This is a genomic window from Collinsella sp. AF19-1LB, from assembly GCF_003459655.1.
Lineage (GTDB): Bacteria > Actinomycetota > Coriobacteriia > Coriobacteriales > Coriobacteriaceae > Collinsella.
In genome coordinates this window covers 81,480-97,303 of sequence record NZ_QRWO01000003.1, presented here as the reverse complement: position 1 = coordinate 97,303, position 15,824 = coordinate 81,480, and the positions used below count along the sequence as shown (strand labels likewise).

The following is a 15,824-nucleotide window of genomic DNA, read 5'->3' as shown; positions in this document are numbered from 1 at the left end:
GCTCGTATCGTCCGAGGCTCTCGCGCCAGGCCGCACCCTGCAGAAACGTGTCGTCGCGCACCCACGGCACAAGCTGCCAGCCGCAATGCGGGCATCGGGGGATATCCTCGCTGAGGACCTCGAACCCCGCCATGCCCGCGAGCATGCGTTCGACGTAGGGGCTCGCGTCGAAGAGCTCGTCGCAGCATGGCTGCTTGCACTGAAGGTGCGCGAAGCTTCCCTGATAGTTACAGGTTCTCTCGTCGGGAAACGTCTTCTCGACTTGGGTGTCCACATTGGTGCTCAGGATGAAGTAATCCTTATGGCCGATGAGGGACCGTAGGTCGAGATAGGGCTGCGAGGCCAGCTCGCGCAGCATGAAGTCGATGTATCGCGCATAGTATGCCCATCGCTGCTCGAGGCTGGGGTAGAGGTGGTAGAAGCCGTCGAAAAGGCTCTTGAAGCCAAAGGCTTGCTGCCAGTCCGTCATTCCGGCGCGCGCCATGCCTGCGCGGTTGTAATGGTTGAACCCGGCGGCGCTTGACATGCCCGAGCCGATGCCGACGATGATGGCGTCGGCATCGTCGATAAGGCTTCGAAGCCTATACGCTTCCCTCTCTAGAGACGGCATTGGGCAATCTCCTCGAAAGCCGGGGCCATATCGCCGTCAACGAGAATCGTCTCGCACGATGCATCGGGCGCCATAGCCTGGCTGTAGTTGAACACGATGTAGGTGGCGTGCTCGCAGACGTTCGCGATCTGGGCGAGCATGTGCTTTATGATGCCGTTGCGCAGTCCCACGCCAAGTTCGAGGATGGCGACCCTGCCGTTGCGATGGGCTTGCACAAGGCGCTCGAGCTCCTCGAGCTGGGTCATGGCGAGGGCGTCTGGATGGGCGAGGCGCCGCTCGTCAACCGACGTGCGCGTGCTCCCCTCAGTCTCGAGCACGCGCTCCTCGTCGAACCCGGCGCGCGCGAAGTGCCCGTCGATGTTGCATGTGACCACGAAGGTGTCGGCGTGCTCCGTAAGACGCCGCAGCCCGTTCATGAGCGAGCCGGGCTCATATTCGAGATACTCCTTTTGATGGAACCGCTCGGCCCATCGGCGTCGCACGCTGGCATCCGGGGAAGCGAGCCCCTGCAGTATGCAGCCGATGCCGTCTGCCTGAGCGAGGTCGCCGTACGCCTCTTGGAAATGAGCATCGGCGCAGAAAAGGTTGAGCCCCTCCGCCATGTCGAGTCCGTTGCTAGCGCCGATGATGACAAGATCCGCTTCGGCTAGCGCCCTGCCTATGCGAACTGCTTTCGCCGTCTCCATGCGCTACCTCCCCAGCGTCTTGCGCACGTCGGCGAGCACGTCGGCGATGTCGGCGCGAACGGCGAGCCCCCGATCCTCGATCGCGCGGGGGAGAAACTGCGTCTTGTTGTTTACGGCGATGTAGCTGGCCTGCGGTAACTGCGCCGTTAGGGCCCAGAACGGCTCCTGGATAAACGCGGGCGTCATGCGGCCCACACCCAGCTCGAGGAAGAGGATCCTCTGCCGTGCGTGCGCGTCGAGCCAGTCGGACACCTTGCGGTACTGCTCCTCGTAGAGTTCGCCCTGCAGGAAGTTGCCGTAGCCGCGAACCCAGGGGAACGCCTCTGCTCCGCAGTGCGGGCAGCGCGGCACGAGCTCTGTCGGAACCTCCAGACCGTCTCCCATGGCCTCTACCATGTGGGAGACCGGCTCGACCGCGTTCCACACCTCGTCGGTGCAACAGTGGGAGCACTGAAAGAAGCGGTGGTCGCCTTGGATCTCTGCCACTTTCTCCCAGGGATAGAGCTTCACAAACTGCGTGTCCTGGTTGGTGGTGAGCACGAAGAAATCCTTCTCGGCGAGAATGGTGTCGAGGTCCCTGTAGGGCTTGCGCAGCGGGGCGTTGAGCGTGGTGTCGAGGAAGGTGGCGAGGTATCCCCAGCGCGCCTCGGCGGTGGGCCAGCGGTAGAACGACCCCTCGAAAGCGCCCTTGAAACCGTAGCGCTCGGCGAATTTGCCGAAATGCCTGCGATAGGTTGCGTTGTCCTCGTAATAGAAGTCGCCGCCGCCCGCCGCGGAGAGCCCAGAGGCCCCGCCCACCAGCACGCAATCGGCTTCCTCGATCATGCGGGCGAAGTCCCTGATTTGCTGGTCGTAGGGCTCGGGCTCGCGGTCACTCAGCTCATAGGGCGTGCCGCCGCTGCGGTAGGCGGCCTGAAGGGAAAACGATTGGTTGGTGAGCTCGATAACGAGCTGCTCGTACAGGGTCACTGGATACCTTCTTTCAGCTATTATAAACAGGTGTCTATAAAAAGTATCCATGTCGATTTGCTTAAGAGCAATGAACAGCTTCGGCCTGCTGTCGATAAACGAGCGTTTGCCGGGCATTGTCGAGCGTTGCAATTGGAGGGGTAATGGAAGCGGGGAAGATCGATCGTCGCCGACGCTATACACTCTCGGTCATACGGGAGGCGTTCTTCGCGCTGCTGGCCGAGGTCGGCTTCGCGAAGATGACGGTAGCGGATATCTGCCGCCGCGCCGATATCAACCGTGGCACGTTCTATCTGCACTACGAGGACAAGTTCGCCCTGCTCGACGCGCTTATCGACGAGGCCTTGGCGGCGGTGCCGCCGCTCGAGGGAACGGAGGCGGGTGCCCTCTGCCAGCGTCCGCCGGCAAACGATGACTATTATCTGCTCTACTCGGATGACGACGCGTACGCCCGGGTGGCACAGCGCGTCGTCGAGCGCGGCGCCGAGCAGATGATTCCCTCGATCATGGAGGAGACTGGGCTTTCGCGCGAGGACGCCTATCTGCTCTTCGTCCACAACGTCCAGGGAAATCTCGCGGTCAACCGCCTGCTCGGTTGGAGGCGAGGGCCCGAGTTTGCCCACGCTCAGGAGCTGCTCAGCGCCTATTCCGAAGGGGGCATGCGGGCGGTGTCTGCCCGCTATGATTCTCGTAGTTCATCTTGACCACGGGTTCATTTCAAGTAAGCAGTGCAGCTATGAGCTGAGGATAAAGCGCCACAGTGTGCCCCGCGTTCTCGACTTCCCGGCAGAAACGTGAGTCCTTTGGTTAACGCATCTCAAGATTGAGCGTTGGTTCCGCTTTTGATTTGGTGGCATGACGGAGTGGACGGCATGGCATTGTCGCATCGCCGTGCTGTCGCAGCGCCAGACGTCTTCGTGGCTGCCGTTCAGCCCTCGTCGAGCTCCTTCAGCCGGGAGAGGCAGCGGTCCAGAAACCCGCTCCTAGCTTGCGCGGCAAGGAGTCCGTCGCAAAAGCGGTCGCCACGAACGCACCACGTGATGCATGCACGTATCAGGTCAATGTCCCCATGGTCGATGTCGCAGCTGTCTATACCTTCCGAGGTGTCGATGCTATGGCGTTCAAGCGTCTCGAAGTAGCTGGTGTCCGCGAACCCGTCCAGTCCATAGAAATCGTCGACGAAATCCTCGAGTCCGAACGTCCCGCCCCCAAACTCGACATTCATGTTTCTGTCCGCCAGCTTGCCAGCGTACTTGGTTAGTCTTTCGAACATGTTCGCTCCTTAGCTCAAAAGTCCGTTGTCGCCCAGGTAGTCCACGAAGGCATCGATGATCCGTGCCGTGCGAGTCGCGATGTCTATTTCGGTGAAGTCTCCCATGACTTGTGCCAGGCGCTTGAGTTCCGTGATCTTTGTTCCGGCTTTGCGCTTGCCATTGCCGTCGGTGTATCCCTCATAGTATTTGCGTTTATCGCAGAATCTGTAGTCGGCCGCGCGGATGTTTACACGCTTCTCGAGCAGCGCCTTGTTACCCAGCGCCTCCAGGCTGGATTGATCGACGAGCGGGTCTATCTCGTTGCGCTTCTTGGCATAGATGTGCTCAATTTCGAGCGTGGTGTCTAGGTCCATGAGTGGTTGATCTGGGTCTGCGTACGCCCACCAAGTGAGTATGGACTTTGTTACAGGCCTGCCGTTGGTGAACACGTAGGTTCGGAATCGCTCAGCAATATTTGCGCGATTGAAGTGGTGGTTAGGAAACTCCACCGGGCGGTGCTCCACGATGTTGATCATCTCGGGATACACTGGCGAACGCAGCGCGTTCACGCCGGGTCGCTCAATGGCGTAGGCGAAAATGAATGCCGTGATCTTGTTTAGAAAGCCGTAGAGTGCCTCGTCATCGAGGACACCTTTGCTGTCGCTGTTGGCAAGGAACCAGACGCTTAGCAGATAGGTCCACATGCCGTTGGGGGCGTAGTTCAGCACGAAGAGCCTGCGGAGCACGCGCTCGCTGAACCCTTCCTGCGCGTCGACGCGTTTCCAGAAGCCGAGCAGCGCCTCGAGATCGGCGAGCGTGGCGTCCTCCTTGAGCATGGCGTAACCATCGGCACCGAAGAAGTCGCGCAACGATGCGGTGGTCGTGTCGCGGATGCCTTTCTTCGCGCGGCGGTAGTACATGTAGCGCGTAAATAGCTCATCGGTTGGTGTGCCGCGCATGGGCCGGAAGATAGCGTTCGCTCCCTCCTCGAGTCCCTTCCAGCGACGGATGAACTCGTCCTTGCGCCCCGTGTCGGAATAATGCTTGTAGAACTGGCTCTTGAAGATGTCGGCATCCGAGAGAGGCAACCCTCGGTCGTTTAGAGTCGAGAAGATGCGTAGCGCGGTGTCCTGCGATTCCGCTTCAATGGGCAACAGTATCACATTGTTGATGACGCGTGTGGCCATGTAGACGGTGTAGGTGGGCCACTCGCTCACCAGTTGCTCAATTTTCCTCTGGAAGAAAGCGAAGTTGCGGGCATAGGCGCTCTTCCAGCCATCGCCTACATTGCCCTCTCGTAAAATCTCGAGGAATTCATTCTTGTCGTTGTCCGATGCAACCTCGGAGTCGATCTTGAGGCGTTCCATGTCGGGCTCGTCGAACTCGTCGGTTTTCCATACACAACGGGCGATTGCCTCGCGCATCTTCACAGACTGCTTATCCTTCATGTTGGTGAACTTGTCGTAGAACGCGCGGAGCAGCAGCATGATGGTGGTGAGGCGCTGCTGGCCGTCAATGATTTCGAGTTGGCCAGAGAGGTTCTTAAAGGTGACGATGGGTCCTAGGAAGTATTCGTCGTTCTCGCTGTCGAAGCGCTCGTAGTCATCGCCCGGAAAAGCGAACGCGAATAGGTCATCCCACAGCGTTGCGCATTCGTCCTCGCCCCAGGCGTAGGGCCTCTGGTAGTCGGGGATGAGGAAGTCTGATCGCTTATCGGTGAGAAGATCGCGAATCGATCGCTGGTCGATGTTGAGCTTGGACATGAGCTGTACCTTCCGCGCGGGAACAATCAAGATGACACGGATTATATCGCCGAAGTCGTCATTCGCTCTATTGCTGCGAGCTACTGAATCTGGCAACCTCTGGCCAACCCTTACGGTTTCATGTCGTGATCCATATCGGCGCTGATTAATGTCCGTGATGCTTCTGCTTGCACCTTCTTTGGAGAGCGCGAGCGAGAGATGCGATCTACAGACGTCTGAATAGCTCCATCCGTTTTGGTTACAACAAAATGTGTGCCGCGCGCCTGCGGCATGAAGAAGGGAGATTCTTGTGAATATCGTTGTATTGAGCGGTAGCCCGCGTAAGGGCGCCAATACAGATACCATGGTCGAGGCGTTTGCCGAGACCGCGCGTGAGGGCGGCAATACGGTCGAGGTCGTCCGCGTTGCCAGCAAGAAGATCGCCGGCTGCTTGGGATGCCAGTACTGCTTCGCTCATGAGGGCGTCTGCGTGCAGAAGGATGACATGGTCAACGTGATCGAGTTGCTGAAAGACGCAGATATGGTCGTCTTTGCCTCGCCTATCTACTGGTTCGATATCACTGCGCAGGAGAAGGCTGTCATCGACCGCCTGTACGCCTTCGGTGCTACGGGCTTCCCGTTCACCAAGACGGCCCTTTTGCTCGATAGCCACAGCGAGGGCGTCTATGATGCGGCGATCGCCATGTACAAGTCCACGTGCGCATACTGCAAGTGGGAGGACCAGGGCATTGTCACCATCAGCGGTATGACCGAGCGCGACAGCATGGCCTCCTCGCCCAAGCTGGAAGAGGTGCGAGAGCTCGCTCGCAAGCTTGCCTAAGGACAAGAAGAACGCGTGGCAATCAGCACAAGCGGAAATGCTTGCTGCCCTTACCAAGAGGATTGCTGATTGCCATGCAACGATGCTCCCGCGGACAATTCCGGTGTGCTAAAACGCCTTCTCGTTCAAGAATTCCCTGAACGCGGGGATGTCGAAGCCGACGAGGCCACGTCCACGTTCCCCGATAACGCCGTCCTCGAGGAGGCGGCGTTTGTATTGGCTTGCGTAGTTGCTGGCGACGCCCATGCGTTTGGCTATCTCCGAGACCCTGCTGGGGCCAGAATCGGGCAGCATCGCGAGCAAAAACTCAATGTCTTTATCGGAAAGCTCCTGATAGGTCGTTTCGAGAATACGATCGCGCAGCTCCATACGGGCAAGCAGAGAACCCTGCTGGACATCGGATGTACTGATTTGGGGCGAGTTTTCCGAAACATCCCAAGTGCGATATCCGACGAGCTGCATCATGTAGGGAAATCCGTCGACGGCCTTCACGGCATCCTCGAGCGCTTCTGGCGTGATTGAGCGTCCTCCTGCTTCAATGGTTTTACGAAATGCATTTGCAATCTCAACATCAGTGATTCGTCCCAGCTGATGATACTGGGAGCGTCTGAGGAACGAGACGGAATCGTTACGTAGCAACGCCGATACTTTGTAGGGCAGTCCTGCCATGAGTAGGGCAACTTTTTTACCTTCGCGTACAAAGTGCTGGTAAACAGAGGCAAATTGAAGCATTTCTTCGAGATCGACGGTTACTTCATCGATGGTGATGAGAAGTCCGATGTCATGTTTTTCGAGTTGCTTAAAGATGCCATTCATGCGCGTGCGCCAGTTGCCCTGAGCCTCTTGAGCGTATGTCCAATCGATGCCCACTGGGCCAATTTGAACACCGTTTATGCGCGCGTGGGGCTGTGAGAGGTAGCTATCTGCGGCTTCTTTGGTTCGCTCGATAATATCTTCGAGCATGCCTGGCATGGCGGAGACATTTGCTGCGATCCAGTCGTGTTCAAGCGCTGTTTCTGAAAGGAGCGAGAGAAGTGCCGTCTTGCCCGTTCCCCTTGCGCCAGTAAAAATGGTCGACAGGTTGGGATCTCCTGGGCCGTTGATAAAGCCACGGTTGATGTCGCGCAGGATATGCTCGCGACCCGCTAGAAAGGGAGGGACGCTTCCAAATGTTGGGGTAAAGGGGTTCTTGCTGTACTCCATGGTAGCTCCTTTGCAGGTTTTGCTAATTTTTGCAAGTTTTGCTAACTTTTGCAAGTTTTGCTAACGACTGACCAAAGGGCATCGAAGTAGTGACGCTGACATTTTTTACGCAGAAAAATAAGCAGAAATCAATTTATCTGCGTTAAAAAATAGTTGAGAAGAAAAACGACGAGTCCCGGGCGCAATGCCGTTGCGTTCCGGGCCTCGTCGCTTTGCGAAGTATCTAACGATCTCGTTGCCGTGGTACCTAGTCAAACAAACTCGGCATGTCGTTTTCTTTCATGAGGGCACCGGCAGAGGGAAGGCTCTGCGCGGTGAACTTCTCGGCTGAGACGCCGGCGCCAAGAATCTCCTCGGTCGTGCCGACGGTGGTGACCGAGCGGCCCTTCTTGGTCGTAAAGGCCTGGACGCCCTGCGTGTTGGTGGTCGTCTTGGTCTTGAGCAGCGACGTGTTGAAGTTCATCAAACGATAGTCGCTCGAGACCAACGCGATGTCGCGATCTTCCTTGAGCACCTGGGCATACAGCAGCTTGCTGCCACCGTAGATGGCGTTCTTGAGGCGCTTGCGGTTGGTCTTGGTGACGTATCCGGCAAGTGCGACGCGCGCCACGCGGCCGTTTTCAAAGACAAACAGCACGTCGGCCTTGTAGTCCTCGGGGTCGATGACCCAGATGACGCTCTCGTCGGGTTCCATCTCGAGATCGGTCGGAAGGTACGAGCCCAGCTGGGCCGACTTGGTATCCTCAAACGCCGCGACCTTGCACTTGTACACCTGGCTCTTGTTGGTAAAGACCAGCAGCTCGTGCGTGTTGGAGGACGGGAACTCGATAAAGGGTTTGTCGCCGTCCTTGTACTTGAGCGTGGTCGCCTTCTTGAGCACGCGGTCCGTCATCTTCTTGAGGTAGCCATCGCGCGAAAGCATGATGGTAACCGGGTACTCCTCGACCTCGGGCTCCAGGCTTACCTCGATAACCTCATGGGGCTCGATCCTGCCCGTGCGGCGCGGCATCACGTACTTCTTATTGACCGCGGCCAGCTCGTCGCTGATGACCTTCTTGATGTTCTCCTCGCTGGAGAGGATCTCCTCGAGCTCGGCAATCTCGCCCTCGAGCTTGGCGATGTCCTTGGTGCGGTTGAGGATGTACTCCTCGTTGATGTTGCGGAGCTTGAGCTCGGCGACAAACTCGGCCTGAGTCTCGTCGATGTCGAAGCCGCGCATGAGGTTGGGCACGACCTCGGCCTCGAGCTTGGTGCCGCGGATGATGGCGATGGCCTTGTCGATGTCGAGCAGAATTGCCTCAAGGCCGTGCAGCAGGTGCAGGCGCTCGGACTTTTTGCCCAGGTCAAAGTTAATGCGGCGACGCGTGGACTCAATACGCCACTTGACCCACTCGTGCAGGATCTGGCGCACGCCCATAACGCGAGGGTAACCATCGACCAGTACGTTGAAGTTGCACGAGAACGAATCCTGCAGCGTGGTCGAGCGATAGAGCTTGGCCATGAGCTTGTCGGGGTCGACACCGCGCTTAAGGTCGATGGCGATACGCAGGCCCGAAAGGTCGGTTTCATCACGGATGTCTGCGATCTCCTTGACCTTGCCCTCCTTGGAGAGCTTGACGATGCGCTCGATGATGACATCGGTTTTGGTGGTGTAGGGGATCTCGTAGACCTCGATGATGCGCTCTTCGGGAATCCAGCGCCAGCGGGAGCGAATCTGGAAGCTGCCAAGGCCGGTCTCGACGATCTTTTCCATCTCCTCGCGGCGGTAGATTATTTCGCCGCCGGTCGAGAAGTCGGGCATGGGCATGTACTCGAGGAGGTCGCAGTCGGGATCCTGCAGGTAGTGCATCGTGGCGGTGCAGACCTCGTTGAGGTTGAAACCGCAGATGTCGGACGCCATGGCGACGCCGATGCCCTTATTGGCCGAGACAAGGATGTTGGGGAACGTGGTGGGCAGCAGGCGCGGCTCCTTCATGGCGCCGTCGTAGCTGTCGACGAAGTCGACCGGGTCCTTGTCGATGTCCTTGAAGATCTCGGCGCTGATGGGGGAGAGCTTGGCCTCGGTGTAACGCGAGGCGGCGTAGCTCAGGTCGCCCGAATAGTACTTGCCAAAGTTGCCCTTCGACTCCACGAAGGGGGCAAGCAGCGCTTCGTTGCCCGTCGCCAGGCGCACCATCGTTTCGTAGATCGCGGCATCGCCGTGCGGGTTGAGCTTCATGGTCTGACCCACGATGTTGGCGCTCTTTTGGCGCTCGCCCTTGAGCAGGCCCATCTTGTACATAGTGTAGAGCAGCTTGCGGTGCGAGGGCTTAAAGCCGTCGATCTCGGGGAATGCGCGCGAGACGTTGACGCTCATAGCGTAGGGCATGTAGTTGACCTCGAGCGTCTGCGTAATCGGCTGGTCGGTGACCTCGGAGTGCAGGCCGATGACGTTCTCGGCGTTGACCTGCTTTTTCTTTGGCTGGTTCTTCGTCTTCTTCTTTGCCACGATTTCCTCTTGAACTTCTTATAGGCCGTCGTTATCGATTTGCTGCTACTGCAGGTCCAGCTGGTCCAGGTATTCCTTGCCGTGCTCGGAGATATGGCGCTTGCGGCCCGCCTCGTCGTTGCCCAGCAAAAGGTTGAACATGGTTTCCATCTTGGTGACGTCCTCGGGCTCCACCTTGATCAGGCGGCGCGTCTCGGGATTCATAGTGGTGAGCCACATCATGTCCGGGTCGTTCTCACCAAGACCCTTGGAGCGGTTGATAGAGCACTTCTGGTCGCCGATTTCCTTGAGGATGCCGTTTTTCTCGAGCTCGGTGTAGGCAAAGTAGGTCTTCTCTTTGCAGTTGATCTCGTAGAGCGGCGATTCGGCGATATACACATAACCTTCGTCGATAAGCGTGGGCACCAGGCGGTAGAGCATGGTGAGCACGAGCGTGCGGATGTGATAGCCGTCGACGTCGGCGTCCGTACAGATGATGACTTTGTTCCAGTTGAGGTTGTCCAGGTCAAAGGCACCGAGGTTCTTGATGCGCTTGTCCTTGATCTCCACGCCGCAGCCCAGCACGCGCATAAGGTCCATGATGATGTCGGACTTAAAGATGCGCGGGTAGTCCTCCTTCAGGCAGTTGAGGATCTTGCCTCGGACGGGCATAACGCCTTGGAACTCGGCATCGCGCGAGGTGCGAATGGCGCCTGCTGCCGAGTCGCCCTCTACGATGTAGATCTCGCGGCGGCTCTTGTCCTTGGAGCGGCAATCGATGAACTTTTGCACGCGGTTGGCCATGTCGGTCTTCTGCTGCAGGTTGGTCTTGATGCTCTGGCGGGTCTTCTCGGCATTCTCGCGCGAGCGCTTGTTGATGAGCACCTGCTCCACGATCTTGTTGGCAGCGTCTTTGTTCTCGATCAAGTAGGTCGAGAGGCGCTCCTTAAAGAAGGCGGTCATGGCCTGCTGGATAAAGCGGTTATTGATAGCCTTCTTGGTCTGGTTTTCGTAGGACGTCTGGGTGGAGAAGCAGTTGGTCACCAGTACCAGGCAGTCCTGGACGTCTTGCCACTTAATGCCGGTCTCGTTTTTGTTGTACTTGCCCTGTTGCTTAATGTAAGCATCGATGGCGCTGGTCAGAGCACTGCGGGCCGCCTTCTCGGGCGAGCCGCCGTTCTCGAGCCATGACGAGTTGTGGTAGTACTCCTGCATCATGAAGGTGCGCGAGAAGCACATGCACGCGGTGATCTTTACGTTGTAGTCGGGCAGGTCTTCGCGGTCGCGACCGCGACGGTCGGCCTCGATAAAGAAGGGCTCGGTGAGGTAGTCGGCACCGACCTTCTCGAGCACGTAGTCCTCGATACCCTTGGGGTAGCAAAAATCCTCTTCGGAAAACTCGCCGTCGTCGCCCTCGATGCGCAGGCGGAAGGTCACGTTGGCGTTAACCACGGCCTGGCGGCGCATGGTCTCGCGATACCAGTCGTGGGGAATGCTGATCGAGGTAAAGACCTCAAGATCGGGGCGCCACTTGATGGTGGTACCGGTGCGGTCCTCGTCGCTGGGCTCGATCTCGAGCGCCTTCTTTTTGGCGCCGACGACCTTGCCTTTCTTAAAGTGCAGAGAGTACTTGTTACCGTCGCGCCAAACGGTGACGTCCATGTACTCGGAAGCGTACTGGGTCGCGCACGAGCCCAGGCCGTTGGTGCCGAGCGAGAAGTCGTAGTCGCCGCCCTGGTTGTTGTTGTACTTGCCGCCGGCGTAGAGCTCGCAAAAGACGAGCTCCCAGTTAAAGCGCTTCTCAGAAGGGTTCCAGTCGAGTGGGCAGCCGCGGCCGTTGTCCTCTACCTGAATGGAGCCATCGCGAAAGGCGGTAAGGATGATGAGCTTGCCGTAGCCCTGGCGCGCCTCGTCAACGGCGTTGGACAGGATCTCGAAGGCGGCATGCGCGCAGCCGTCGAGCCCGTCCGAGCCAAAGATGACGGCGGGGCGCAGGCGTACGCGCTCCTCGTCCTTGAGCTGACGAATACTGTCGTTACCATAGTTTGCGGTGTTTTTTGCCATACTCGCTCTCTCGGTGCTCCTTTGCTGCGTTTAAGTCATATAGATAGTCAAGGTAGCATAGCCCAGCCCACAGACGATTCCACCCAACACGAAATCCATCGAACAATCGTTCGGATTAACGGGTATCGTGTTTAGTGGTAACGCGGCATTGTTAAACAAATTTGGATACAAACGAATTTTATTTAATAGGGACCTAGTTTTACTAAACAAAATCGAATGATGCTGATTGCACGAGCGGGCACAGCGATCGACTATCAATCACGTTTACTCGGACAAAACCGAGTCGGTTCTGTCCGAGTAAGTTTGAATAGCGAATCGAGATTGTTATGTCCACATGGCGATGGCGAACATGGTTTCCATAATGACAGATATAGTTGACATCTTGTGAAGGATGCAATATATTTCTGTCATGTTGCAACGGATATCTGTCCACATTTACGAAAGGAACTCCATGCCGGGCAAAAAGAACCTACGCATGAAGGCGGCACGCGCGGCGGCTGGCCTTTCGCAAGCTGACTTAGCCCAAGCCGTGGGCGTTACGCGCCAAACCATCGGCCTTATCGAGGCGGGCGGCTACAACCCCACGCTCAATTTGTGCGTGGCAATCTGTAAGGCGCTGCGCGTTACGTTGAACGACTTGTTTTGGGAAGACGAAACCGACGCCGACCCTAATGCTCTTTAGGAGTTCACTATGAAATATGAAGATCTGAAAATCGTGCAAAAGTGGCGTGAATATGCCGGCCCAAAGGATGAACGCCTGGAGGCTGAGAACGCGAAGATCTACAAGATTGGCTTCGTGCTGCTTTCGTTTGGCATGTTGATGATCTTTTTCTACCAGTTTATAGCTCGACAGGTTACGTGGGTTCACAGCGACGCTAGTGAAATGCCGCATGGCTTTGCAACGCCGTTCGAGGCAGCCATGTATTTGTGGCTCGTTCTCGTGATGTTGATTTGCGCAGGACTGCAAACGCGGAAGGGCTATGTCGATACCAATCGTTTTGGGCAAACCGAGCATCTTCCTGTTGGATATTTCCTGCTTGTCAGCGGTCTTAGCGGCGCCGCGTTCGCGCTTGTTATTGCCGCAATGCGCTGTATCGCTGAGGCGCAGATCGTACCGCTCGAAAGCGTCTTTTGGTTGGCGAACCTGGTCACGGGCGTGTTCTGCGGTGCGACGATTTTCGCGGCCACGTTTGCTGTCCTGTGCGCAACGTTTTTCACGGCGAAAAGACGCCGTGCCAAGCTCGAGGCAGAACTCGACTCCTCAGACGACATTTAATGCGCAATGGGCTGGCTCTGGGTATTCAGAACCAGCCCATTTTGATGTTCGATGAGCCGAGTCGGCGTCTCTCACAAAGGTAACTAGGAGCTAGCGAGGCCTATCCGAATTGACCTCATTGGCGGTGTCTTTTTCGAGCGCCGTGCGGCGGGCGCTGTAGGCGACGAGGCCGGCGCCTGCCACGGCGAGTGCTGCAGCGGCTGCCGTAAGGGGGACGTTGCTGTCTTTGCGAGAAGCCGCTTCGTGGCGGTAGTGCCGTTCAAGGGTCAAAATGTCCATTTTAGGCGAGCGAAGCGCCGGGTTCCGGAATGTGTTCGATGCGCTTGGCAGCCCGGTCGTTAACGCAGCATATGCGCGACCAGCTCGGCGCGTGTGCCGATGCCAAGCTTTGCGTATACGCCGGATAGGCGGTTTTTAACGGTGCCCGGCGATACTCCCATATGACGTGCGATTTCGGCGTTGGTCCACCCACGACAGGCGAGCATGGCCATGGTGAATTCCGTGGTCGTTAGATCGTCGGCCACGTCCTCGCCCGAATCGGGGTTGTGGATGCGTCGCCAGCCGTAGCTGAATCGATACGTGATCTCGATGATGCGTGCGAAATCGTCAGGGTATTGCGATTTTAGGCATGCCTCGATGAGTCCCTGCAAAAGGCCATGGTGTTCGCCGATGAGTTCGATAAGGCCGTCGGGGCGCGCAATGTCCCAAGCGGCGCCAAAATGCGCTTTTGCGGCGTCGACGTCTTTGAGACTCATACAGGCCATCGAAGCCGACAAGTGCAGGAATAGCTCCGAGATGGGGTAGCTTCCCTGTTTCATAATCAGGGCGTTTTCCGCCATGCCCAGGCTGCGGCCGTATTCGCCGCGCAGATACAACGCGTGCGCCATCACGTAGCTGGCGAACAGGCGCAGGCCTTCGGGCAGATGCGCCGCAAGTGGATAAAACTCTTCGGCAGAATACGGGGAAGGCAAGTGCAACAGGACGCTCGCGGCGGAGGCGAACAGGATATGCGTGGCGTGGACGGCAGACGATTCCTCGTCAGTTGGCGTATCGAGGATGCCCGCAAGGCAACGACGGGCATCGGTGATACGGTTGAGCGACAGACTGGCATATCCGCAGATAAGGCATGCGGAATAGCGCAGCGCGGGGTCGGTGGCGTCAAGATAGGGGCGTGCTGTCTCGGCGGCGAGTGTGGCCTGTCCGCGAAAGTACAGCGCTTCCGCCGTGGCGATGGTGCGTGAATCGGGGTCGGAAATGCCTGCAACCGCAGCGTCAATCTGCCCCGGCACAAAGGCGGTGCACATCAACGGCATGGGAATGCGCGGGTAGCCATCGCAGTCCATCTTCCATCTCCCAACAGCTGGCAACATTAGCAGCCATTTTACCCCTGTTGATCGGGACTGGAATTTGTGGTTATCGCCTACGATTATGCCGAACGTATAAAGGAAGAGTCTATTGGCGATGCTCCCAAGGTGGCTACCGAAGCCTAGCTGACCTCGACATTAGGAAAAATTGCCACCCCTGCAAAAAGCTCCGTCGCAGCGATGGGAAACGAACCTCGCTCTGCATATAATGAGGTCATATGACGGTGCGTTTGCATACGTGTAGCGCATTCCCATCGAACCGAAAAGGAGCTTTGCATGGATCCCAACAAGCGTCCCGACGACATGGTGCGTATCACCACTCCCGAACTCGCTCAGGCGTTCATCGAAGAGCAGGTTGCTGCAATCCGTGAGCACATCGGCAACAAGAAGGTCCTGCTGGCCCTTTCCGGCGGCGTTGACAGTTCTGTCGTCGCGGCGCTGCTGATCAAGGCCATCGGCAAGCAGCTCATCTGCGTGCACGTGAACCACGGCCTTATGCGCAAGGGCGAGAGCGAGCAGGTCGTCGACGTGTTCAAGAACCAGATGGACGCCAACCTGGTTTACGTGGACGCTACCGACCGCTTCCTCGATAAGCTCGTCGACGTCGACGAGCCCGAGGCCAAGCGCAAGATCATCGGCGCCGAGTTTATCCGCGTGTTCGAGGAGGAGGCCCGCAAGGTCGGTGACGAGGTCAGTTTCCTCGCCCAGGGCACCATCTACCCCGACATTCTGGAGTCGCAGGACGGCGTGAAGGCTCACCACAACGTTGGCGGCCTGCCCGAGGACCTGCAGTTTGAGCTCTGCGAGCCCGTTAAGCTGCTGTACAAGGACGAGGTGCGCGTCGTGGGCCGCGAGCTCGGCCTGCCCGAGAACATGGTTGAGCGTCAGCCGTTCCCCGGTCCTGGCCTGGGCGTCCGCTGCCTTGGCGCCATCACCCGCGACCGTCTCGAGGCGCTGCGCGAGGCCGATGCCATCGTGCGCGAAGAGATCGACAAGGCCGGCCTGACCATCTGGCAGTACTTTGCCGTAGTGCCCGATTTCCGCGCTACCGGTGTGCGCGAGGGCAAGCGCGCCTACGACTGGCCCTGCATTATTCGCTGCATCAACACCGTCGACGTCATGACCGCCGAGGTGCCTGAGCTCGACTGGGCGCTGCTCAAGCGCATTACCGCTCGCGTGACCGCCGAGGTCCCCGGTATTTGCCGCGTTTGCTACGACCTCACGCCGAAGCCCGTTGGCACGGTCGAGTGGGAGTAAGCTAACTCAGCTGGTAGGCGACGAGAACTAGCAGATGTGACAAAGGGACAGTCCCTTTGTCACATCCTCGATATTATGTGCGGGATGGTACG

General features: G+C 57.9%; 15 protein-coding genes. 5 read left to right on the top strand and 10 right to left on the bottom strand.

What is annotated here, in order from left to right:
* The 3 genes from DWX39_RS01810 to DWX39_RS01800 form a co-directional block, all read right to left on the bottom strand.
* The coding region (locus DWX39_RS01810) for an NAD-dependent protein deacetylase, SIR2 family (RefSeq protein ID WP_117758300.1) at positions 1 to 610 on the bottom strand (610 nt) is incomplete at its 3' end.
* Positions 598 to 1,296, bottom strand: coding sequence for a hypothetical protein (locus DWX39_RS01805; protein WP_117758299.1), 699 nt, complete (start codon positions 1,294 to 1,296; stop codon positions 598 to 600). The genes DWX39_RS01810 and DWX39_RS01805, both read right to left, overlap by 13 nt.
* Before the next feature lie 3 nt (positions 1,297 to 1,299).
* Positions 1,300 to 2,265: an NAD-dependent protein deacetylase gene (locus DWX39_RS01800; RefSeq protein ID WP_187361923.1), complete on the bottom strand. Its 966-nt coding sequence runs from the start codon at positions 2,263 to 2,265 to the stop codon at positions 1,300 to 1,302.
* Positions 2,266 to 2,408: 143 nt separating this feature from the next.
* Between DWX39_RS01800 and DWX39_RS01795 the strand changes: the two genes are divergently transcribed.
* Positions 2,409 to 2,969 (top strand): TetR/AcrR family transcriptional regulator, encoded by a 561-nt coding sequence (locus tag DWX39_RS01795; RefSeq protein ID WP_117758298.1) that lies wholly within the window; start codon positions 2,409 to 2,411, stop codon positions 2,967 to 2,969.
* 224 nt (positions 2,970 to 3,193) lie between these two features.
* On the opposite strand, the gene DWX39_RS01790 is transcribed toward DWX39_RS01795, so the two are convergent.
* A complete protein-coding gene (locus DWX39_RS01790) occupies positions 3,194 to 3,538 on the bottom strand; it encodes a DUF6508 domain-containing protein (RefSeq protein ID WP_117758297.1) in 345 nt (114 codons plus the stop codon).
* A gap of 9 nt (positions 3,539 to 3,547) precedes the next feature.
* Positions 3,548 to 5,281 (bottom strand): DUF262 domain-containing protein, encoded by a 1,734-nt coding sequence (locus DWX39_RS01785; RefSeq protein WP_117758296.1) that lies wholly within the window; start codon positions 5,279 to 5,281, stop codon positions 3,548 to 3,550.
* 289 nt (positions 5,282 to 5,570) lie between these two features.
* On the opposite strand from DWX39_RS01785, the gene DWX39_RS01780 reads away from it, so the two are divergent.
* The gene (locus DWX39_RS01780; protein ID WP_117758295.1) at positions 5,571 to 6,101 is read left to right on the top strand and encodes a flavodoxin family protein; all 531 of its coding nucleotides are present in this window, start codon (positions 5,571 to 5,573) and stop codon (positions 6,099 to 6,101) included.
* 108 nt (positions 6,102 to 6,209) lie between these two features.
* On the opposite strand, the gene DWX39_RS01775 is transcribed toward DWX39_RS01780, so the two are convergent.
* The 3 genes from DWX39_RS01775 to DWX39_RS01765 all read right to left on the bottom strand — a co-directional run bounded on the left by DWX39_RS01775 (position 6,210) and on the right by DWX39_RS01765 (position 11,835).
* The gene (locus DWX39_RS01775; protein ID WP_117758294.1) at positions 6,210 to 7,304 is read right to left on the bottom strand and encodes an ATP-binding protein; all 1,095 of its coding nucleotides are present in this window, start codon (positions 7,302 to 7,304) and stop codon (positions 6,210 to 6,212) included.
* A 247-nt stretch (positions 7,305 to 7,551) separates the two neighbouring features.
* Complete coding sequence (locus DWX39_RS01770; RefSeq protein WP_117758293.1) at positions 7,552 to 9,792, bottom strand: DNA gyrase subunit A; 2,241 nt, start codon at positions 9,790 to 9,792, stop codon at positions 7,552 to 7,554.
* Between the two features lie 45 nt (positions 9,793 to 9,837).
* A complete protein-coding gene (locus DWX39_RS01765; protein ID WP_117758292.1) occupies positions 9,838 to 11,835 on the bottom strand; it encodes a type IIA DNA topoisomerase subunit B in 1,998 nt (665 codons plus the stop codon).
* A gap of 451 nt (positions 11,836 to 12,286) precedes the next feature.
* Here DWX39_RS01765 and DWX39_RS01760 point away from each other — a divergent pair, with 451 nt between their 5' ends.
* Both DWX39_RS01760 and DWX39_RS01755 read left to right on the top strand, forming a co-directional pair.
* Complete coding sequence (locus DWX39_RS01760; RefSeq protein ID WP_055252407.1) at positions 12,287 to 12,517, top strand: helix-turn-helix transcriptional regulator; 231 nt, start codon at positions 12,287 to 12,289, stop codon at positions 12,515 to 12,517.
* Between the two features lie 9 nt (positions 12,518 to 12,526).
* Positions 12,527 to 13,111, top strand: coding sequence for a hypothetical protein (locus tag DWX39_RS01755; protein ID WP_055252406.1), 585 nt, complete (start codon positions 12,527 to 12,529; stop codon positions 13,109 to 13,111).
* A 90-nt stretch (positions 13,112 to 13,201) separates the two neighbouring features.
* Here the strand turns inward: DWX39_RS01755 and DWX39_RS10890 are convergent, their stop codons facing one another.
* Both DWX39_RS10890 and DWX39_RS11105 read right to left on the bottom strand, forming a co-directional pair.
* The gene (locus tag DWX39_RS10890; protein ID WP_147336364.1) at positions 13,202 to 13,381 is read right to left on the bottom strand and encodes a hypothetical protein; all 180 of its coding nucleotides are present in this window, start codon (positions 13,379 to 13,381) and stop codon (positions 13,202 to 13,204) included.
* Between the two features lie 68 nt (positions 13,382 to 13,449).
* Positions 13,450 to 14,454 carry a helix-turn-helix transcriptional regulator gene (locus DWX39_RS11105; RefSeq protein ID WP_199411428.1) on the bottom strand — a complete coding sequence of 335 codons (1,005 nt, stop codon included), beginning with the start codon at positions 14,452 to 14,454 and terminating at the stop codon, positions 13,450 to 13,452.
* Between the two features lie 297 nt (positions 14,455 to 14,751).
* Between DWX39_RS11105 and guaA the strand changes: the two genes are divergently transcribed.
* Positions 14,752 to 15,732 carry a glutamine-hydrolyzing GMP synthase gene (gene guaA / locus DWX39_RS01745; protein ID WP_117758291.1) on the top strand — a complete coding sequence of 327 codons (981 nt, stop codon included), beginning with the start codon at positions 14,752 to 14,754 and terminating at the stop codon, positions 15,730 to 15,732.
* Positions 15,733 to 15,824 lie beyond the last annotated feature (92 nt).